The organism is Roseomonas sp. AR75 (assembly GCF_005222815.1).
GTDB lineage: Bacteria > Pseudomonadota > Alphaproteobacteria > Acetobacterales > Acetobacteraceae > Falsiroseomonas.
In genome coordinates, this window is record NZ_STGB01000001.1 from 382973 (window position 1) to 403485 (window position 20513).

Genomic DNA, 20513 nt, shown 5'->3' on the forward strand with positions numbered 1-20513 from the left:
TCCCGGCGCGGCTTGCCCGCAGGGAGTGGAAACGTCGGATGGCACGGCTGACCGACAGCACCGACTACGCCTTTGCGCAGGCGGAGTTCGCGCCGGAGAAGCTGTGGGAGTTCTTCGACGGCACCCGCGACGCGCTGAACATCGCGCATGAATGCATCGACCGGCACGCGACGGATGCGGTACGGCTCGCGGTCCGCGTGGCGCATGCCGATGGAAGCGACGAGGCGATCACCTTCCGCGCGATCGCCGATGCGTCCAGCCGCGTCGCCCATTGGCTGGCGCGGCGCGGCGTGCAGCCGGGCGACCGCGTGGCGGTGATGCTCGATCCGTCCCTGCCATTCTACGCCGCCATGTTCGGCGCGATGAAGCGTGGCGCCATCGCCGTGCCGCTCTTCACCTTGTTCGGGCCGGAGGGCATCCGGCTGCGCGTGGCGGACTGCACGCCGCGCGTGCTGCTGACCACGGCCGAAAAGGCCGAAGCTGCGGGTGGCATCGCCGGGGTCGAGGTGGTGGTCGCGGAAGACGCCTGGATGGCCGAACTCGCGGCGCTGCCAACCGACTATGCGGTGGCGACGCGCGCCGACGACCTCGCGCTGTTCCAATACACCTCCGGCACCACGCGCGCCTTGCCGAGCGCGGTGAAACACACGCATCGCGCCGTGGTCGTGCTGATGCTGGCCGCGCTGTACGGCACGGGCATCCGGCCCGGCGACGAATTCTTCTGCCCCTCCTCCCCGGCCTGGGGGCACGGCCTGGCGCATGGCACGCTGGCGCCGCTCGCGCTCGGCGTCACCACCGGCACCTATGCCGGCAGGTTCGATCCGGTGCGATTGATGCAGGCCTTGCAGGATTACGGCATCACCAACCTGTCCGCCGCCGCCACGCATTACCGCATGATGCGCACCAGCGGCCGCGCCGGCGATTTCCGCTTCGCGATCGAGAAGTTGTCCTTCACCGGGGAGCCGATCGATGCGGAGACGCTGCGCTTCATCGACGCGACCTTCGGCGTGCCCGCCTGCAGCATGTACGGCACGACCGAGGTCGGCGTGGTGCTGGTGAACTATCCCGGTGCGCGCGATTTCCGGGTGAAGCCGGGTTCCCTCGGCAAGCCCGTGCCGGGATTGCGCATGGAGGTGCAGCGCCCCGACGGCACGCCCTGCGCGCCAGGCGAGATCGGTGAGCTCAAGCTGTTCCGCCGCGGCGCCTGGGTGCCGACCAAGGACCTCGGCAAGGTGGACGAGGATGGCTATTTCCACCATGCCGGCCGCGCCGACGACGTGATCATCTCGGCGGGCTGGACAATGAGCGCCGTCGAGATCGAGGACGTGCTGCTGCAGCACGCCGATGTGAAGGAATCCGCCGTCATCGGCGTGCCGGATGCGCTGCGCGGCCAGGTGGTGAAGGCCTTCGTGGTCGCCGCGCGCGCCGGCGACGACACCTTCGCGAAGGAACTGCAGGACTTCACCCGCGCGCGGCTCAGCCAGCACGAATACCCCCGCCAGATCGCCTTCGTGACCGAGCTGCCGAAGACGCCGGCGGGCAAGATCAACCGCAAGGCACTGCGCGAGGCCGAGGCCGCGCGCGCCGCCGACGCCGCCTGAGAACCGGAAGGAAAACGCCCTTGTCCGCTGCCCTGGACGAACCGAAGACCCGCCTGTTTCCCAAGATCACCGAAGCCGCGCTCGACGAACTGCGCGCGCGCATCGGCGTGAAGATCGAGAACACCGTCGAACCCTGGTGCCACGAGGCCACGCGCGACAACATCCGCCACTACGCGCACGGGATAGGCGACGACAACCCGCTGTGGTGCGACCCGGCCTATGCCGAGAAATCCGTGCTCGGCGGCATCGTCGCGCTGCCGAGCTTCCTGTTCACCACCAGTCGCATCATCTCCGGCTATGTCGGTGGCATCCCCGGCGTGCATGCGATGTGGGCAGGCGCGGACTGGACGTGGCACCGCTGGGTCCGCCGCAACGAGGCGATCACCACCGAGGCGTCGCTGAAGGACCTGGTGGAGCACAAGACGACATTCGCCGGCCGCTCCATCCAGCAGATCTACCATGTCCGCTTCTTCGGCGAGGGCGGCGACCTGGTGGCGGAAGCCGACAGCTGGTGCTTCCGCACCGACCGCGACGCGGCGCGCGAGACCGGCACGAAATATGCCGCGCTGAAGCAGAAGGAGCCGCGCCGCCATACCGAGGCGGAGCTGCAGAGGATCTGGGACCTCTACGCTGCCGAGAAGCCCCGCGGCGGGACGCCGCGCTACTTCGAGGACGTCCAGCTCGGTGAGGCGCTCCCCACCATGCCGAAGGGGCCGATGACGGTCACCGGCTTCATCGCCTATGCGCAGGGTTGGGGCGGTCTCTACATCCGCGCCAACCGGCTCGCCTGGAAGCAGGTGCAGGCGCATCCCGGCCTCGGCATCCGCAACCGCTTCAACATCCCCGACTGCCCCGAGCGCGTGCACTGGGAGCCGGAGATGGCGCTGATGGTCGGCGCGCCCGGCGCCTATGATTACGGGCCGGAGCGCTGTTCCTGGCTGACGCACCACCTGACGGACTGGATGGGCGACCACGGCTTCCTGGTGCGCGCCACCAGCAAGCTGCGCCGTCACAACCCGGAAGGCGACCTGCTGTTCATCGACGGCAAGGTGACGGGCAAGCGCGTGGAGGGCGGCCGTCACCTCGTCGACGTCACGCAGGAGGCGCGCAACCAGGATGGCGAGCTGTCGGTGGTCGGCAGCGGCGTGATTGCACTGCCTTCCCGGAACGGCTGAGATTGCGCGGAAACAAGCAAGGAGGAAACATCCGATGCAACGCAGAACGATGCTGGCGCTGCCCATGGCGGCGCTCGCCGCTCCGGCCTTCGCGCAAAGCTGGCCGACGCGGCCTGTCCGGCTGGTGGTGCCCTATCCTGCCGGCCAGGGCACCGACATCTTCGGCCGCCGCTTCGCCGAGTTCTACCAGCGCCGCTTCAACCAGCCCTTCGTGGTGGAGAACCGCGCCGGCGCTGGCGGCAACATCGGCTCCGCCGTCGTCGCCCGGGCCGAGCCGGACGGCTACACGCTGCTCTGGGGCACCAACGCGACCCATGCGGCGAACGAGTTCATGTTCAACGCGCTGGGCTTCGATCCCGTGGGCGACTTCGCGCCGATCGCTGCGATCCTGAGCCTTGGCATGGTGCTCTACACCGCGCAGGATTCGCCGGTGAAGTCGCTGGCGGAGTTGCTCGCCGCGGCGCGTGCGCGGCCGGGGCAGGTGACCATCGGCGTGCCGAGCACCACCGCGCGCGTGGCCGCCGAGATGCTGCGCGTCGCCGCCGGCGTGCAGGTGCAGCAGGTGCCTTACAACGGCAGCGCACAGGCGCTGACCGGTGCGCTGCGCAACGACGTGCTGGGCGTGGTGGACACCATCGCAAGCTCGCTCGGCTCGATCCGCGGCGACAAGATCCGTCCGCTCGGCGTGTCCCTCGGCAAGCGCTCGGAATCGCTGCCGGAGGTGCCGAACTTCCGGGAGCAGGGCGTGGATGTGGAGGTCACCGCCTGGAACGCCTTCTTCGCGCCGAAGGGTACGCCGGAGGCGATCATCCGCGCGCTGAACGAAGCCTCGAATGCCGCCCTCGCCGACACGACGCTGCGCGCCAGCCTTGTCAATGGCGGCGCCGAGCCCCTGGGCGGGACCCCGGCCGATCTGGCGGCGCTGATGCGCAACGATCGCGCCAAGTGGAAGCCGGTGATCGAGAGCCTGGGGCTTCGCGCCCAATAGCGGCCGCTACTCTATCGGGCGCTGTGCGCCCGGGCCGGAATCCGGGTAGACTTCACATGTGCAGCACATGTCGAAGCGCCCGGAGGACAGGTGATCATGGCGGCCCTGCCAGACCCGACCAGCTACGCCGAATACCTCCTCGACGCAGCGCAGCGCACCATCCTCTACTGGGACACGCTGCGTGAGCGCGGCAACAACTTCCTCAAGCATGCAATGGCGGGCAAGCCGCCTCTGCTGAAGTTCGAGCACGAATTGCTGCTCGACGCCCGCAGCTTCGAACATCCCTGCAACTACGCCCTGCTGCGCATCCTGCCTCAGCCCGGCGACATGCCGACCGACGCGACCCTCCGCCCTTTCGTCGTGGTGGATCCTCGTGCCGGCCACGGGCCGGGAATCGGGGGCTTCAAGGAGGACAGCGAGGTCGGCATCGCGCTGCGCGTGGGTCATCCCGTCTACTTCGTCACCTTCTTCCCCGATCCGGTGCCGGGGCAGAGGCTTGTCGACATCATGCGCGCGGAGGCGCGCTTCCTCGAACTCATCCGTGCGCGGCACCCCGATGCGCCCGGCGGTCCTTGTGTCATCGGGAACTGCCAGGCGGGCTGGGCGATCATGGGCCTCGCCGCTCTGCGGCCTGAGCTTCCCGGGCCGATCCTCGTCGCCGGCTCGCCGCTGTCCTATTGGGCGGGCGCGCCGGGGCTGAACCCGATGCGCTACACGGGCGGGCTGCTCGGCGGAAGCTGGATGACGCATCTGATGAGCGACCTCGGCGCTGGCCGGTTCGACGGCGCGAACCTCGTGCTGAACTTCGAGCAGATGAATCCGGGCAACACCTGGTGGAGCAAATACTACAACCTGTTCGACAAGGCCGACACGGAGCCGCCGCGCTTCCTGGAATTCGAACGCTGGTGGGGCGGCTACTTCCTGATGAACCGCGAGGAGATCACGGCGATCGTCGATGAGCTGTTCGTCGGCAACAAGCTGGCGCGCGGCGAGATCGGCTCGGCGGACGGCAAGGTGCGCGTGGATCTGCGCAACATCCAGTCGCCGATCTGCGTGCTGTGCTCCTGGGGCGACGACATCACGCCGCCGCAGCAGGCGCTGAACTGGGTGCTGGATCTCTACGCTTCGGACGACGATCTGATCGCGCAGGGGCAGACCATCGTCTACTGCGTGCATCCGAATGTCGGCCATCTCGGCATCTTCGTGTCGGGCTCCGTGGCGCGGAAGGAGCATGCCGGCTTCGTCGAGCTGCTCGAGTTGATCGAGAACCTGCCACCAGGCCTGTTCGAGATGAAGATCGAGGACAAGCTGCCGGGGGCTCGCGCGGAGGCGCTGGTGCCGGATCGCTACCTCACGCGGTTCGAGAAACGCAGCCTGGCGGATCTCGAAGCGCTGTCCGGCGACCGCGCAGGAGAGCGGCCTTTCGAGGTCGTGCGACGCGTCTCGGAGATCAACACGGGCCTCTACACCGAGTTTGTCTCTCCGGTCGTGCGTGCGGCGGCGACGGAGGTTGCGGCGGAGACCGCGCGGCTGATGCACCCCCTGCGCCTGCAGCGCTGGGCCCTTTCGGACCTCAATCCAATGATGTGGCCGGTCGGCGCGATGGCGCAGATGGTGAAGGCGCATCGTCTTCCCGCCGGGCCGGACAACCCGTTCCGCATCGCCGAGCGGCAGGCGGGCAAGGCGGTGGAGGACGCCTTGCAGAACGGGGCCAAGGCGCGGGACGCCGCCGCCGAACACTTGTTCAACGCGATCTACGAAGGCTCCGCCTTGCGTGCCGCGGTCGGCCTGCGCGATGCGCCGGCGCCGCAGCCGCTCGGCGCCGACCCCGTGCGGCGCGAGCTTGCGCGGCGCGAAGCGGAGGACCTGCTGGGCCGCGCCGCCGAGGTCGGCCCGCGAGAAGGGCTGGTGCGGCTGCTGCTTGCTCTGTTCGGCACGAGCGGCGGCATTGACGAACGTGCCTACCGTGCGCTGCGTGCGATGCGTGCCGAACTGCCGGAGCAATACCGGGCCTCGCCATCGCAGATGCGCGCGATAATCCGGCAGGAGGCACTGCTTCTCCATACCGATCGTGGTGCGGCGCTGCGGGCGTTGCGCGACATCTTCGCCGACCCGAAGGACCGCGCGGTCGCGGAAGCGGCGTTGCAGCGCGCGGCGGCCGCCGTGGGTGCGCGGATCGACATGACGCCGACCGGGCCCGTGGCGGTCCTGCTGAGGCCGGAGGCGGAGCCACCCGCCCCGGCGTCGAGGCGCAAGCGCGCTGCCGCGCTCAGTGGCCGCCCAGCACGAGGGTCGTGAAAGGCAGCAGCACTGTCTGGATCCGCAGCAGGATGGCGTGCACGAGGCCCACCGCATCCACCGCATGCAGCGCGATGCGGCGCATCGTGGGCAGGTTCGGGTCCGCCAGCGCGTCGTGGTTCGAGGTGTAGGCATTGGCCACGCAGGAACTGCCGGGCAGCACGCCGTCCAGCCCGCCTTCGTAGAGCGGCTCCAGCACGGCCAGCACGGTGCCGGGCTGGCGGAACTGCTGCAGGTCGATCAACTGGTCGGTGCTGCGCACCTGCCCCGTGGCGATGAAGCCCTGGACGTTGGTCACCACCATCGGCACCACCACCCAGGGCTGCGATGCGCAGCTTGCCTCCGCCAGCATGCCTGGGCGGATCACACGTGCCTCGATCTGGCCGAAGCCGGCGGCGAGCACGGGGCGCAGCACGCCGCGGTCCTCCGGCACCAGCACGCCGGCCGGGCGCAGCATCGGGTTCACCAGGTCGCCGGGCTGCAGCAGGAACTGCTCCACGCGGCCCGCCACACCGGCGCGCACCACCGTTTTCTCAAGCTGCGCCTGCGCCTGGTCCAGCGCCGACTCCGCGCTGGCGCGCTGCGCCGGCAACTGCTCGTTGATCCGCGCTTCCACCGCCTGCTTCGCGGCGTCCGCCGCGGCGACGCCGGCCTGGCGCACGCGCACCAGCACTTCCAACTGCTCGGCCTCACGCCGGGCGACCACATTGCTTCGCGCAAGCTCTGCCTTGGTCTCGTATTCGTCGATTGCCTGCTGAAGCTGCCATTGCGCTTCCAGCATGCGCGCCTCGGCCTGGGCCAGGTCGGCGCGCGCCGCCACTGCCGCGGCATCCACCTCCGCCACCGCGCGCCGGGCGGTCTCAACCGCGGTGCGCTGTGCGGAATCCTCCAGCCGGAACAACTGCTCGCCGGCCTCCACCTCGTCGCTGCCGCGCACATAGACCTCGGCCACCCGGCCGATCGTCTCCGGCAAGATCGGCACGCTGCGATAGACCGCGCTGACATAGGTGGTGGAGGGGTGGAAGTAGAACACCGCGGTGATCAGCCCGATGGTCAGCAGCAGGCAGGTGACGATGCCCCAGCGCAGTTCGAACCAGACGGAGTAGAAGGTGATCTCGTGCCCCAGTCGCTTGCCCTGCGCGAAGCGGCGGAACAGGTAGTCCGGCAGGATCGTAACCATCGAGCAGATGAGCAACTCGAGCATCGGTCAGCCCTCCTGCGGCGGCGGCAGGGGGGCGTGCGGCGCGGGCTGTGGCGCTTCGATGCGCAGCTTCCCTTCCGTGGTGTCGCCGGCACCGGGCGGGAAGCCCGCAATCTTCTCGGCGGAGCCAGCGATGCGGCGCATCGGCCCGGTGACGTCGGGGATGTCGATCAGCGCCAGCAGCAGGCCGGCGACCCAGAAGATGTGCATGTGCGTGAACAGCGCAATAAGGCCGAGCACCGCCACGATCTCGAACTGCAGTTTCTGGCCCTTGTGGGCGATGCGCTCCGGCAGGGTGTGCAGGCGCAGGAACAGCAGCCCCACCGCGACCACCACCGCCAGCAGGAACAGCCCGGTGGCCGCCAGCACGGGATCGGCGCCGTCCGGCCCAGCCAGGAAGAACGGCAGGTGGTGCGGCGCTTGCGGATGGGGCGCTGTGTTCACGGAACGCTCCTCTCGGCGGCTGCGGCTCAGCCTGCCGGCTTCAGCCGCGCACGCGGATCGTGGCGGCCGACGCGGGCGAGCAGATACTCCACCTCCTCACGCGCCTTCGCGGTGATGGCGGCACCCGGCCGGCGCTGCGCGTCCGAGGTCAGGATGCCACGGCGCATCATCACGTATTTCCGCACGCCCAGCCCGACGCCGGGCTGCAGTTCGTAGCGGATCAAGGGAAGGTGCGCATCGAACAGGTCATGCGCGCGGTCACGCTCCCTCGCCTGCGCCAGCCGCACCAGCTCCACCAGCATGTCGGGGAAGGCATAGCCGGTCATCGCGCCGTCGGCGCCGCGCTCCATCTCGAAATCCAGGAAGATGCCGCCATTGCCGCAGAGGATGCTGATCGGGCGCATCGTACCCTCGGCCTGGAACTTGCGCAGCGCGCTGATCTTCTCGAGCCCCGGCCAATCCTCATGCTTGAGCATCACGCAGGAGGGCAGCTCGGTCACGATGCGGCGGATGATGCCGGGCGTCATCTGCACCTGGAACAGTTGCGGGTAATCCTGCAGCACCCAGGGTATGTCGCTGCCGATTGCCTCGACCGCCTGGTGGAAATAGCCGATGATCGCCTCGTCGTGGCGCAGGTGGCTCGGTGGCGCGATCATCACGCCGGCCGCGCCCGCCTCCATCACGCCGCGCGCAAGCGACCGCATCGCCGCGAAGCCGGGCGCCGTGACACCCACGATGATGCCCGCCTTGCCGGCGCGGCGGATGATTCGCCGGCTGATCTCCAGCGATTCCGCACCGTCGAGCTTCGGCGCCTCGCCCATCACGCCGAGGATGGTCATTCCGTCGCAGCCAGACTGCAGGAAGAAGTCGGTCATGCGGTCCGTGCTGTCGTCATCCACGCGGCCATCCGGGTGGAAGGGCGTGGGGGCGATGACGTAGACGCCCTTTGCGGTGTGATCGAGGGGCATGGACCGGTGCTTCCCGTGCTGCTTCGCGCGCGATCATCGGGTCCGCGCGGCGGAGCGTAAAGCCCGCCGTGGCGACGCCTCGGCCGGGCCGCCTGGACGCAGCCGCGCCGCGATTTCCGACATCAGGTGACGCGCGGCGGGGGAAAGGTGGCGCTCGCGCGGGCTCAGCAGGCCCACGCGACGCGTCAGCGCCGGGCGCACCAGGCGCACCGCGGCAAGCACCTGCGGCAGCGGCTCCGGCAGGGCGGAAGCGGGCAGGGCGGCCAGGCCGACGCCGGCGGCCACCATGGCGACCGCGGTCGCGAGGTGGCGCACCTCCACGCGCCAGGCAGCATGCACCCGCGCGGCATCCAGCGCGCCATCCACCAGGCGCCGGTTCTCGCTGAGCGCATGGGTGGACACCACCGGCTCTTCCTTCAGCTCCGCCCAGGCGACGGAGTCGCGCTGCGCAAGGTGATGCGCGGCCGGCATCACCAGGAAGAAGGGCTCCTCGAACAGCAGCGTGGGCGTGACGTTCCAGCGCTCGGCGCCGATCGCGGCCAGCGCGAAATCCACCCGGTTCGCATCCAGCATGGCGCGGATCTCGGTGGCGGAGCTTTCGTGCACCACCACCTCCGATCCCGGCCAGCGCCGCTGATGCGCGACGAGCAGCGGGCCGAGATGGCGCACGGCGAGCGTCGGCAGGCAGCCGATCTCCACGCGCTGGCCGCGATCGGGGTCCACCGCGCGACGCATCGCCTCCCGCAGGCGGCCGATGGCGTCCTGCGCTTCCGGCAGCAGGGCGGTGCCGGCGGCGGTCAGGCGGATGGGCTGGGTGCGGCGGTCCAGCAGTTCGGTACCGGTCACCGCCTCCAGCCGCTGCAGGCGGCGCGTCAGGGCCGGCTGGCTCAGGCCCAGCCGGCTCGCGGCGCGGCGGAAGGAGCCGAGCTCGGCAACGGCGATGAAGGCCTCGAGGCCGGGCAGGTCCAAATACATGGCGGCCGGCATGATGCACGGTACGCATCGCGCGGTCACTTGATTGCATTTGACGTGCCCGGAGCGACGGGAGGACAGTGCAGCCACACGGAGGAAGCGCAATGCCCGATACCCAGCTCGACACCAGCGCCATGGCCGGCTGGATCGGCCGGCAGGAAGTGCTGGAGGACGAGGTGGCGCTGCCCATCGTGCGGCGCACGGCGGCGCTGCTCGATCTCGACCCGATGGCCTACCGTCGTGGCGATGCGCTGCCGGAGGGCTGGCACGCCGTGTTCTTCGCCCCCGTCGCGCGGCAGTCGCAGCTCGGCCCCGATGGCCACCCGCGCAAGGGCGACTTCTTGCCGCCGGTGCCGCTGCCGCGCCGCATGTTCGCCGGCCGCCGCATGCGCTACCTGGCGCCGATCCGCATCGGCGCGGAGATCCGCCGCATCTCCACCATCGCCGCGATCACGCCGAAGGTCGGGCGCACCGGGCAGATGGTCTTCGTGCGCGTGGACCATGTGGTGGAGATGGACGGACAGCCGGTGCTGACCGAGCTGCACGACATCGTCTATCGCGAGGAAGCCAGGCCCGGCGCCGGCGCGCCGCCCAAGGCCGAGGCGCCGCCTGAGCTGCCGGAGCCGCATGAGCGGCAGGTCTACGCGCCGCAGACCACCACGCTGTTCCGCTATTCCGCGCTCACCTACAACGCGCACCGCATCCATTACGACGCGCCCTACACGAAGAACGAGGAAGGCTATCCCGACCTTGTCGTGAATGGCGGACTGCACGCGCTGTTCCTGCACGAGATGGCGCGGCGCAACCTGCCGGACGGGCGCATCGGCCGCTTCTCCGTGCGCAACGTGAATCCATTCTTCGTCAACCGCCAGGGCGAGCTGCGCTGCCGGAAGGAGGAGGATGGCCGCCTTTCGCTGTGGGCGATGAACGAGACGGGGCGCGTGACGGCGCAGGCTGAGGCGGCGAGCGAGCCGGGAGAGCTGGCGTGAGCGGGAAGGGTCCGCTCGCCGGCATCCGCGTGCTGGATGCCACCGGCGTCATCGTCGGGCCGACCTCCACCCTGCTGCTGGCCGAGCAGGGCGCCGACGTGATCAAGGTAGAGCCGCCGGAAGGCGACCTGATGCGCAAGCTCGGCGGCAAGGCGCCGGCGGACAGGCCGGGCATGTCGCCGAAATTCACCCATTTCAACCGCAACAAGCGCTCCATCGCGCTGGACCTGAAGTCGCCGCAGGGCAGGGAGGTGATGCTGCGCCTCGCCGCCACTAGCGACGTCTTCGTCAGCAACATGCGCCCGCGCGCGCTGAAGTCGCTCGGCCTGACGTGGGAGGCGCTTTCGGCGATCAACCCGAAGCTGGTCCATTGCACCATCGCCGGCTTCGCCACCGGCGGCCCCTATGACGGCGCGCCGGCCTACGACACCATCATCCAGGGTCTTTCGGGCGTCGCCGCCGCCAACGAGGCGATGCTGGGCGAGCCGCGCTTCGCGCCCTTCGTGCTGACCGACCACATCGTCGGCATCATCGCGGCCCAGGCGATCTGCGCCGCGCTGGTCGCGCGCGAGCGAAGCGGACAGGGCCAGGCGGTCGAGGTGCCGATGTTCGAGAACGCGGCTGCCTTCGTGCTGTCGGAGCATCTCGGCCAGCGCACCTTCGACCCGGAGGGCACGATGGGCGATCCGCGGATCATGACGCCCGACGCGCGGCCGATGAAGACGAAGGACGGCTACATCTGCGTCTCCGCCAACACCGACGCCCAGGCGCGCGGCTTCTTCGATGCGATCGGCCGGCCGGAGCTGAAGGACGATCCGCGCTTCAAGGACGTTTCCGCGCGGCTTGTCCATGTGAGGGAGTATTTCGGCCTGCGCGCGCAGGCGCTGCAGGAACGCACCACCGCCGAATGGGTGGAGCTGCTGCGCCGCTACGACGTGCCGGCCATGCCGTACCACACGCTGTCCAGCCTGCTGGATGATCCGCAACTGCGCGGATCGGGCACGCTGACGAAGGAAGAAGGGGAGGATTGGATGCTGGGACTGCGACACGCCAACCGCTATTCGGGCTCCGGCCTGCCGCCTTCGCGCCTCGCGCCGCGCTTCGGCGAGCATGGCGAGGAGATCCTGGCCGAGCTCGGCTACGACGCGGCCGATCGGGCACGCATTCTTGGGAAGGAGACGGCCGCATGAACCGGCGCACGCTTCTCGCCGCCGGCGCGGCGACGCTCACCCCCTTCGCGCTGCGCGCGCAGGAATCCTGGCCGAACCGGCCGATCCGCCTGATCGTGCCCTTCCCGCCGGGCGCGGCGAACGACACGCTCGGCCGCGCCATGGCCGATCAGCTCGCGCCGAAGCTCGGCCAGCCGGTTGTCGTGGAGAACCGCGCCGGCGCCGGCGGTGCCATCGGGTCGGAGCAGGTCGCGCGCGCGCCGGCCGATGGCTACACGCTGCTGCTCGGGCATATCGGCACGCTTGCGGTGAACGTCGCGATGTATCCGCGGCTCCCCTACAACCCCGTGCGGGATTTCGCGCCGGTGGCGATGATCGCCACCACGCCGAATGTGTTGGTTGTCAACCCGCAGCTTCCCTTCCGGGACATGCAGTCCTTCGTGGCCTATGCGAAGGCGAACCCTGGCAAGCTGCGCTACGGCACCGCAGGCAACGGCAGCGCGGGGCATACGGTGATGCTGGCCTTCCTGCATGCGACCGGGCTGAACCTTGAACACGTGCCCTATCGCGGCCTGGCCCCGGCGCTGAACGACCTGGTCGCCGGCCATGTGGACGTGACCTGGGGCGGCGCGCCGACCGTGATGCCGCTGGTGCGGGAGAACCGGCTGCGCGCCCTCGGCCTATCCAGCCCGCAGCGGGTGGCGAGCCTGCCGGGCATCCCGACAGCGGCAGAGACGGTCGCGCCCGGCTTCGACGCCGTGCCCTGGTACGGCATCGCCGCGCCCGCCGGCACGCCGGCGCCGATCATCGCCAGGCTGAACGCCGAGATCAACGCCAGCCTGAACTCGCCTGCCGTTGCGGAGCGGCTGCGCCAGGATGGCGCGGAGCCCGCGCCGACGACGCCGGAGGCCTTCGGCCGGCTGATCCAGTCCGAGGTCACGCGCTGGGGCGAGCTGATCCGCGCCGCCGGCGTGACGGCGAACTGAGCATGACCGGCGCCCGAGCCGCCACCTGGCGGTCCATGCTCTACGTCCCCGCCAACGTGCCGCGCTTCGTCGCCAAGGCGCCGGGGTCGGGCGCCGATGCGATCATCCTCGACCTCGAGGACAGCGTGCCGGTGGCGCAGAAGGACGCGGCGCGGGAGGGCCTGGCCGCGGCGGTCGAGACCTGCCGCGCTGGCCCCGCCGCCGTGCTGGTCCGCATCAACCGGCCGTTGCAACTGGCGGTGCGCGACATCGAGGCGGCGGTCGCCTGCGGCGCGGACGGCATCCTCATGACCAAGGCCATGGATGGCGGCCATGTCCGCCTGGTCGCGGAGCTGCTGGACGAGCTGGAAGGGGCTGCGCCCCGTGCCGTGCTGCTGCCGCTGGTCGAGACGGCGACGGCGGTGGCGCAGATGGAGGCCATCGCCGCGGCATCCCCGCGCGTCGGCGGGATGCTCTGCGGCGCGGAGGATCTGGCGGCGGAGATCGGCTGCACCTCGGACGACGAGGTCATGGCCATGATCAAGCGGCGGATGGTGGTCGCTGCGGCGGCGGCCGGCGTCACCGCCTTCGGTACGCTCGGGTCGATCGCCGATTTCCGGGATCACGAGAAGCTGCGGGACGTGATCGCCCGGTCCCGCCGCGCCGGCTTCGGCGGCTCCACCTGCATCCATCCCGGCGTGATCCCTCTGCTGAACGAGGGTTTTGCGCCGACGGAGAAGGAGCTGGACCTGGCGCGCCGCCAGATCGCCGCCGCCGAGGCGGCCGCGCGCGAAGGCCGCGGCAGCTTCGAGGTGGATGGCCGCATGGTGGACGAGCCGATCCTCCGCCGCGCCCGTCGCATCCTGGCCGCCGCGCGATAGGCTCCCGGGGCCAGGCCTTGCGCCCGGCCGGGACCGTCGCATTTCCCTCGGGCGGGGTGGCGTAACCTCTGTCGGCCCGCCGGCGAAGCCTGCCCAGCTTCCCAGGGAAAAGCCGCCCCATGGCGCGACCCGCCTCCGTCACGCTGGCCCGTCCGCCGCGCGATGTCCGCATGGACATCCTGCGTGGCTGGATGCAGGTCTCGATCTTCATCAGCCACACCTATGGCAGCATCTTCTTCTGGGGCATCCACGCGGCCTGGGGTGTTTCTGACAGCTCCGAGCAGTTCGTGCTGCTGTCCGGCCTGGCGCTCGGCTCGGTCTTCACCCTGAAGCGGGCGCGGGACGGGTTCCAGGCGGCGACGAGCGACCTGGCGGGGCGGGTGGGGCGGCTCTACGTTACGCATCTCGTTGTCTTCGCACTGTTCGCGGCGATGATGATCTTCGCGGAGCGCGCGGTGCCCGTGCCGGGGCTGGTGGAGGAGGCCGGCTGGAAATGGCTGGTGACGCAGCCCTGGCAGGCCGTGCCGGGGGCGCTGGCGCTGCTCTACCAGCCGACCTTCATGGACATCCTGCCGATCTTCGTCTTCTGCATGATCGGCCTGGCGCCCTTCCTGTGGCTGCTGGAGCGGGTGGGCGACCGGGCGCTGCTGGTGCCGCTCGGCCTATACGCCGTCACACAGATCTTCGGCCTGCGCCCGATGGGGTTGGGCGGCACGGAGATCACCTTCGATCCCTTCGCCTGGCAGGTGCTGTTCATGATCGGCGCCTGGGTCGGCCGCCGTACGCTGCTGGGTGAGCCGCCCCTGCCGCGGCATCCCCTGTTGTTCGTCGCGGCCGGGCTGGTGCTGGCGGCGGGGCTGTGGATCAAGCTCGGTCATCACGGGGTGGTGCCGCTGTCCTCCGACTTCGTGGAGGCGCTGGCGGAAAAGGGGCCGCTTGCCCCGCTGCGGCTGGCGCATGCGCTGGCGCTGGCCTGGCTGGTCTCGGTGCTGGTACCGCGCGACGTCGGCTGGATGCATGGCGCGGTGCCGCGGCTGATGGCGGTGATCGGGCGCCACAGCCTGCAGGTCTTCTGCCTCGGCCTGTTCCTGAGCTGGTGGATCGCCACGGCCTTCCGCGAGCTGCCGGTGCAGGCCTGGTGGATCGACCTGCTGGCGGTGCCCGCCGGCGTGGTCGTGCTGGGCGCCTTCGCGATGTGGCGCGAATCCCAGCGCCCCGCCGCGCGGCGCGTGCCTGCGCGCTCGCCGGGCTGAGGCGGGCTACGCCACCACCTCGGCCGGATCGAATACCTCGCCGGTGCTGCCGTCGGCGATACCGAGGTCGGTCGGGTGCGGCCCGGGGTTGCAGGCCAGCGCGATGCCGGTCAGGCCGCGGAAGATGCGGAAGGGAAGCTGCCACTCCACCACCCGGTCCGCTGCCGCGCGCAGCGCTGCGAAATTCGCCGCCGTCTCCTCGGGCGGCGTCTCGGCCAGCAGACCCGCGATGGGCAGCGGCAGCAGCGCCGTGACCCGCCCGCCTTCCGCCACCGCCATGCCGCCGCCGCAGGCGATCAGCGCATTCGCCGCCGCCTGCATGTCGGCCGCCTCGCGTCCCAGCACCAGCAGGTTGTGGCTGTCATGCGCTATGGTGGTGGCGATGGCGCCGCGCGGCGCGCCCCAGCCGTCGGCCAGGGTGGTGCGCGGCACCGCCGGTACGCGACCGTGGCGGTGGATCATGGTGATCAGCGCATGGTCCCCTGGCACCACCGCGACGCCGTTGCGGACCGCGACCTCCGCCTCGCCCCAGCTCACGAAGCGCGCGCCGACCACCTTGCGCAGCCGCGCGCGGCCATCCGTGATGCCAACGGGCCGAAGCTGGAACGCCTCGAGCGGCTGCGGGTCCAGGCGCATCGTGTCGCGCGGCCCGGCCGTGCGCGGCGGCGCCACAAGCATCTTGCCGTCGCGCGCGACCAGCCGGCCAGCCGTGAACACGCGCTCCACCGCCACCGTGGTCAGCTCCGAGAGAACAACGATATCCGCCTGCCGCCCTGGCGCGATCAGGCCGAGGTCGTCGCGTTTCAGCCGCATCGCCGCGTGCAGCGTCGCCAGCCGGATCGCGGCGATCGGGTTCACGCCGCGCGCGATGACACGGGCGATGGTGTCGCGCAGCCCGCCCTTCTCCAGCAGCTCGTCGGGGAAGATGTCGTCGGTGCAGAGTACCAGGTTCGGCGGCAGCATCGGCAGCGCGGCGAGCGCGGTCAGCGCATGCGGCAGCACGTAGTCGTGGCTGCCGCGCAGCTCCACCGTCATGCCTGCGCGCAGCTTCTGCACGAAGTCCTCGGCGTCGGTGACCTCGTGGTCCGAGGTGACGCCGGCTGTCGCATAGGCCTGCAGGTCGGCGTCCCGCATGCCGCGCGCATGGCCGTTGACGTTCTTGCCGGACGCCAGCCCCGCGCCGACGATGCCGCGCATATGCGCCGTGCCGCGCAGCACGCCCGGCATGTCCATGACTTCCGCGACGCCCGAGACCTCCGGCCAGGAGAGCATCTCCGCCATCTCCGCGGCGCCGAACTCCGCCCCCGCCCTCTCCAGCCCGGGCGCGGAGGGCACGCAGGAGGGCGCGGCGATAAGCGTGCGCAGCGGCAGGTTGCGGCTTGCCTCGATCGCCCAGCGGACGCCGGCAAGGCCCAGCACATTGGCCAGTTCATGCGGGTCCCAGACACAGGTGGTGGTGCCGGCCGGCACGACGGTGGCGGAGTAGTCCGCCGGCGCCATCAGGCTGCTTTCGTAATGCAGGTGGCCGTCGATGAAGCCAGGCGCGAGGTATTTTCCGCCCACATCCTCCAGCGCCGCCGCGTCCTCCCGCGTGCCGGGCGGATGCACGCTGGCGATCAGCGGGCCGACGATCCCGACATCCGCAGCGCGCAACTCGCCGGTCGCGACATCCACCACCGTGCCGCCGGCCAGCAGCAGGTCGAAGGGCGCCGCGCCGCGGGCGGCCTGAACCGCCCGCGCGCGCAGCGCGGGATCGACCGGGTCGTTCATGCCCAACACTCCTGCAGGATTGCGTTCACGCCGGCGGGTCGGCCGGCTCCGCGAGCGGCGCCGCGTCGCGGCGGCGGATCGTCTCGCCCAGCGTCTCCACCGCCTTGCGCAGCACGTCGGCGCCGACCTGGCGCAGCAGATATGCGCCGAGGATGCGCGCCTTCGCGTCCTCCGCGATGGCCTTGTCGTCGCCGAGCTTCTTGATCTGGTCGCCGAGTGCCCGCTGCTCGTCGGCGTCCAGCCCCTCGACGAGGCCGAGGCAGAAGGCCGGCAGCGTCGCCTGCGCCTTGGCGAAATCGACATCCTTCATCCAGGCGCCCACCGCATCGGCGCGCGCCGTCGCCTGGTCGCGGTTCACCATCCGGTCGCAGGACTCTAGGAAAGTCTTGAGCATGGTGGACGGCCCGATGCCCACATCGGTGTCGCCCACACGCGCCGTGAACAGCGAAGTGCGGAAGAAGGCGATGGCGCCGAAGGCGGCGATCAGCCCCTCCACAAGCGCCTTGTTCTTCTGCGTGGTCACCACCTCGAACTGCTGCACCAGCGCGAGCGCGATCACGCCGGCCGCCACGTTGATCGCGACATAGGCCGCCGCCGGCCGCAGCCCGAGCAGCCTGCCGGGATCGTCGCGGTAGCGCGCGATCAGTTCGCCGAAGCCGACCGCGCCGGCGAAGAAGGCGACTGCGCCGTACTGCGTGAGCAGCAGCCGCCAGGGCTCCTCCGACCAGGGCTTCGACGGATCGTGCCGCACCCAGATGATGAGCGCGGTGAGCAGCACCGCCAGCAGCAGCGCGCTGCCGAGGGTCAGCACGACGCCGGCCGCGGCGCTGCGCACGCCCGGCAGCGGCGTCGCCGGTGTCGGCACGCTGCGCCCGGCAATGAGGAAGACGAAGGCGCCGCCGACCACCGCGATCAGCCCGATCAGCGAAAGGTCGCGCAGCATGCCCGACGCCGTCAGCCCACCGATGAAAGGGATCAGCGGCAGCGCGACGACGAGCAGGAGGAGGGCAATGCTGGTGCGGCGATCCATCGGCCCCGTGGCTCCGCGACGGCCCCAGCCGTCCGCACCGGAAGCCTAACGGTCGCGGACCGCCGCTGACAATGCCGCGCGGGTCAGCTGGCCTCGCGCGAAGCGGCTTCGCGCCCCGCCTCGGTCAACAGGAACATGCCGGAGTCGTTGCGCACCAGGCCGAGCGTCTCCGCCTGCTTCAGCGCCGATGCCGCAGCGTCCAGCGACGCACCGAAGGTGGTGGCGACCGCAACGACGGAGAGCTTGCTGTCCGGCGCGCTGGGCCAGACCTTCACCAGCGCATCCAGGGAAATGGCGCCGCTCGGCGCCGTCTGCGTCGGGACGGACCCGACCTTGCGGCCGACCGCCTTTTCCACGGCAGCCTGCACCTGGGCCAGCAGGTCCGCCGCGCCCTCTGGCTTGCTGCCGCGCGTAGTCCCGCTGGTGGTGCCCAGCGCATCGAGAAAGGTACCGAAATAATCCGTCTTGCGACCGCTCACCCGAGCCTCCACGCCAACGTGGCGCACGATCCTAGCATGGGTGCGCTCCCCGTCGCGATCAAGGCGCGGCCTTCAGCGCGGCGCGCGCCCGGCGCTGAAGGCCAGCGTCATCTCGTCGGTGCGCGCCTCATAGGTGAGGCCGCGCCGCATCGCCCAGGTGTTCACTTGGAAATACAGCGGGATCAGCGCAGTGTGGTCGCGCAGCGCCAGGCGCGTCGCTTCCTGCGTCAGCGCGCGGCGCCGGTCGTTGTCGATGGTGGTGCGGGCGCGCTGGATGATCGCGTCGATCTCCGGGTTGCTGAATCGCCCGCGATTGGCCGTGCCAAGGCCGAGCTGCGGGTTCCAGCTGTGGATCTGCGTCTCGAGCATCCCCAGCACTTCCGGGTTCGGCGAAAACCCTGCGAGGTTGACGGAATACTTCAACTGCGCCGCCTCGCTCAGCCAGACGGAGCGCGTGCGCGTCTCCACCGTCGCCGTCAGGCCGAGCCGCGTCCACATCTGGGCGATGGCCTGTACCACCTGCTCGTCGTTCGGATAGCGGTCGTTCGGACCGTTGACCTGCACAGCAAAGCCGTCGGGCAGGCCGGCTTCGGCCAGCAGGCGCTTCGCCTGATCGAGATCGAAGGGCGTCGGCGACAGGTCGGGGGAGGTGCCGAAATAGCCGGGCGGTCCGAGGTCACCGGCAGCCAGCGCCTGGCCTTGCATGATGCGGCTGACGATCGCGTCCCGGTTGATGGCGAGCGACAGCGCGCGCCGCACGCGGGCATCGCGCAGCGGATTGGCGATGGGACCGCCGCCCTTGGCGCGCACGAACGGGCTGGTCTCGCGATCGGAATCGAGCGTGAGGAAGATCAGGCGGTTCGAGGGGCTTTCCGCCACGCTGAACCGCGCGGTATCGCCGCGCAGGCGCGCAAACTGATCGGGCGGCACGATCTCCACCAGGTCCACGTCGCCGGCCTGCAGCGCGGCCACGCGCGCGCCCGCATTGGCGATGGGACGGAACTCGACGCGCGCGAAGGCGGGTGCCGTGCCGCCGAAATCCGGGTTGCGTTCCATCACCACGGGGCTGCCGGGCTGCCAGGAGACATGGCGGAACGGGCCGGTGCCGATCATCGCGCGGCCCGAATTGTAGTCCGCCGTCGTCGCGCCCTCGCCATGCTTCTTCGACACGATCATCACCAGCGCCAGGAAGTTCGGCAGCAGGGGCGTGGGCTGGTGGGTGCGGATGCGCACCGTGGTCGGGTTCACCGATTCCACCGCCGAGACGGGGCGCGTGGCGTAGCGGAAGCTGCTGGGGCTGTTGGGCACGTCGCCCGCGCGCGCGATGGTGAAGGCGATGTCCTCCGCCGTCACCGGCGCGCCGTCGTGGAAGCGCATGCGCGGGTCGAGCGTGACCTCCCACGTCGTGTCGTCCACGACGCGCATCGCGGTGGCGATGGCCGGCCGCAGGTTCTGCTGCGCGTCCTGCTCCATCAGCGGCTGGAAGACGTGCCGCGCGAAGGCGATGTTGGTGATCAGGCTGGCGAAGTGCGGATCGAGGCTGGTCGGTCCGGCCTCCACGCCGATGCGCAGGTTGTCCTGCGCGAGGGCGGGCGAGACAGCCAGGGTGGCGGCGAGCAGGGCGGCACGCAGCTTCATGCGGCGAGGTCCTTGGGCATGAGGGGGCAGATGTCGTGGCGCGCGCTGCCGGGAACCGGCACCCAGCCGGCGGAGCGGCGCGCGAAGATCGGCGTGGCGAAGACGGCGCGCACGGGAACGGCGTCGGGCCAATCCGACGCCCAGCGGTCGCCCTGCGCCATTGCGACCAGCAATGCGACCGGGGTGACCCCGGCCGCGGCCAGCAGGGCGAGGCCTGCGCGCGCCGAAGCACCGGTGGAGATCACGTCGTCCACCAGCAGCACGCGCCGCCCGGCCAGCCGCGGCAGCAGCCGCGGATCGAGCCAGAGCCGGCGCTCGACCGGCGAGGTGATGGAGTGCGCCGCCACGCTGAGGCGTTCCTCGTACCAGCGCTTGCGCGACCAGCCCGGCGCGACCCAGTTGGGATGGCCCAGCGCCTCCGCGATCGGCGGCGCGAAGACCTGGCCGAGTGTAGGCAGGCCCACCACCGCCTCCGCGCCCAAGGGCCGGGCAAGCTCGGTCATCCAACCCGACAGGCGCCGCAGAACGGGGAAGGATGCCTGGTTGGCGACGAAGCCGGCCACCGCCGTCTCGCCGAGGTCGCGCAGCGGCAGGCGCAGCGCGGCGCCGTCCGGCAGCGGCGCATCATAGGCCGCGTCCCACGCAGCCCGCGGCGCGGCGCGCGTCTCGAAGCTCTGCCAGAACTCCATCGG

18 protein-coding genes are annotated in these 20513 nt (G+C 70.6%); 9 read left to right on the top strand and 9 right to left on the bottom strand.

The window, feature by feature from the left end; translation table 11 throughout:
• The first annotated feature begins 38 nt into the window (after positions 1–38).
• From E4T13_RS01695 to E4T13_RS01710, 4 genes are all read left to right on the top strand, one after another.
• Complete coding sequence (locus E4T13_RS01695; protein ID WP_137176509.1) at positions 39–1601, top strand: acyl-CoA synthetase; 1563 nt, start codon at positions 39–41, stop codon at positions 1599–1601.
• A gap of 20 nt (positions 1602–1621) precedes the next feature.
• A complete protein-coding gene (locus tag E4T13_RS01700; protein ID WP_206030054.1) occupies positions 1622–2776 on the top strand; it encodes a MaoC family dehydratase N-terminal domain-containing protein in 1155 nt (384 codons plus the stop codon).
• A gap of 34 nt (positions 2777–2810) precedes the next feature.
• On the top strand, positions 2811–3764 hold the full coding sequence (locus tag E4T13_RS01705; protein ID WP_137176510.1) for a tripartite tricarboxylate transporter substrate binding protein: 954 nt from the start codon (positions 2811–2813) through the stop codon (positions 3762–3764).
• A 96-nt stretch (positions 3765–3860) separates the two neighbouring features.
• On the top strand, positions 3861–6062 hold the full coding sequence (locus E4T13_RS01710) for a DUF3141 domain-containing protein (RefSeq protein ID WP_137176511.1): 2202 nt from the start codon (positions 3861–3863) through the stop codon (positions 6060–6062).
• On the opposite strand, the gene E4T13_RS01715 is transcribed toward E4T13_RS01710, so the two are convergent.
• From E4T13_RS01715 to E4T13_RS01730, 4 genes are read right to left on the bottom strand one after another with little or no spacing between them, the layout of a single operon-like run.
• Positions 6034–7266 carry an HlyD family secretion protein gene (locus E4T13_RS01715; RefSeq protein ID WP_137176512.1) on the bottom strand — a complete coding sequence of 411 codons (1233 nt, stop codon included), beginning with the start codon at positions 7264–7266 and terminating at the stop codon, positions 6034–6036. The genes E4T13_RS01710 and E4T13_RS01715 overlap by 29 nt on opposite strands.
• 3 nt (positions 7267–7269) lie before the next feature.
• On the bottom strand, positions 7270–7707 hold the full coding sequence (locus tag E4T13_RS01720; RefSeq protein ID WP_137176513.1) for a hypothetical protein: 438 nt from the start codon (positions 7705–7707) through the stop codon (positions 7270–7272).
• A gap of 26 nt (positions 7708–7733) precedes the next feature.
• A complete protein-coding gene (locus E4T13_RS01725) occupies positions 7734–8675 on the bottom strand; it encodes a dihydrodipicolinate synthase family protein (protein WP_137176514.1) in 942 nt (313 codons plus the stop codon).
• 33 nt (positions 8676–8708) lie between these two features.
• Positions 8709–9662 carry a LysR family transcriptional regulator gene (locus tag E4T13_RS01730; protein WP_137176515.1) on the bottom strand — a complete coding sequence of 318 codons (954 nt, stop codon included), beginning with the start codon at positions 9660–9662 and terminating at the stop codon, positions 8709–8711.
• Between the two features lie 89 nt (positions 9663–9751).
• Between E4T13_RS01730 and E4T13_RS01735 the strand changes: the two genes are divergently transcribed.
• From E4T13_RS01735 to E4T13_RS01755, 5 genes are all read left to right on the top strand, one after another.
• Positions 9752–10636, top strand: a complete 885-nt coding sequence (locus E4T13_RS01735) for a MaoC family dehydratase N-terminal domain-containing protein (protein WP_137176516.1) — start codon at positions 9752–9754, stop codon at positions 10634–10636.
• Positions 10633–11826: a CaiB/BaiF CoA-transferase family protein gene (locus E4T13_RS01740; RefSeq protein ID WP_137176517.1), complete on the top strand. Its 1194-nt coding sequence runs from the start codon at positions 10633–10635 to the stop codon at positions 11824–11826. The genes E4T13_RS01735 and E4T13_RS01740 overlap by 4 nt, the downstream gene beginning before the upstream one ends.
• Positions 11823–12791, top strand: a complete 969-nt coding sequence (locus tag E4T13_RS01745; RefSeq protein ID WP_137176518.1) for a tripartite tricarboxylate transporter substrate binding protein — start codon at positions 11823–11825, stop codon at positions 12789–12791. The genes E4T13_RS01740 and E4T13_RS01745 overlap by 4 nt, the downstream gene beginning before the upstream one ends.
• Before the next feature lie 2 nt (positions 12792–12793).
• Positions 12794–13651, top strand: coding sequence for a CoA ester lyase (locus E4T13_RS01750; protein ID WP_137176519.1), 858 nt, complete (start codon positions 12794–12796; stop codon positions 13649–13651).
• A gap of 119 nt (positions 13652–13770) precedes the next feature.
• Positions 13771–14904 (top strand): OpgC family protein, encoded by a 1134-nt coding sequence (locus E4T13_RS01755; protein ID WP_137176520.1) that lies wholly within the window; start codon positions 13771–13773, stop codon positions 14902–14904.
• 6 nt (positions 14905–14910) lie between these two features.
• Here E4T13_RS01755 and E4T13_RS01760 read toward each other — a convergent pair whose 3' ends face one another.
• The 5 genes from E4T13_RS01760 to E4T13_RS01780 form a co-directional block, all read right to left on the bottom strand.
• Positions 14911–16674 (bottom strand): adenine deaminase C-terminal domain-containing protein, encoded by a 1764-nt coding sequence (locus tag E4T13_RS01760; RefSeq protein WP_137176521.1) that lies wholly within the window; start codon positions 16672–16674, stop codon positions 14911–14913.
• Positions 16675–16699: 25 nt separating this feature from the next.
• Entirely contained in the window at positions 16700–17704 is a 1005-nt protein-coding gene (locus E4T13_RS01765; protein WP_137176522.1) for a hypothetical protein, read from the bottom strand.
• An 83-nt stretch (positions 17705–17787) separates the two neighbouring features.
• A complete protein-coding gene (locus E4T13_RS01770) occupies positions 17788–18183 on the bottom strand; it encodes a hypothetical protein (RefSeq protein ID WP_137176523.1) in 396 nt (131 codons plus the stop codon).
• Positions 18184–18255: 72 nt separating this feature from the next.
• On the bottom strand, positions 18256–19821 hold the full coding sequence (locus E4T13_RS01775; RefSeq protein ID WP_137176524.1) for an ABC transporter substrate-binding protein: 1566 nt from the start codon (positions 19819–19821) through the stop codon (positions 18256–18258).
• On the bottom strand, positions 19818–20510 hold the full coding sequence (locus E4T13_RS01780) for a phosphoribosyltransferase (protein ID WP_137176525.1): 693 nt from the start codon (positions 20508–20510) through the stop codon (positions 19818–19820). Before E4T13_RS01780 ends, E4T13_RS01775 begins: the two co-directional genes overlap by 4 nt.
• Between the last annotated feature and the right edge of the window lie 3 nt (positions 20511–20513).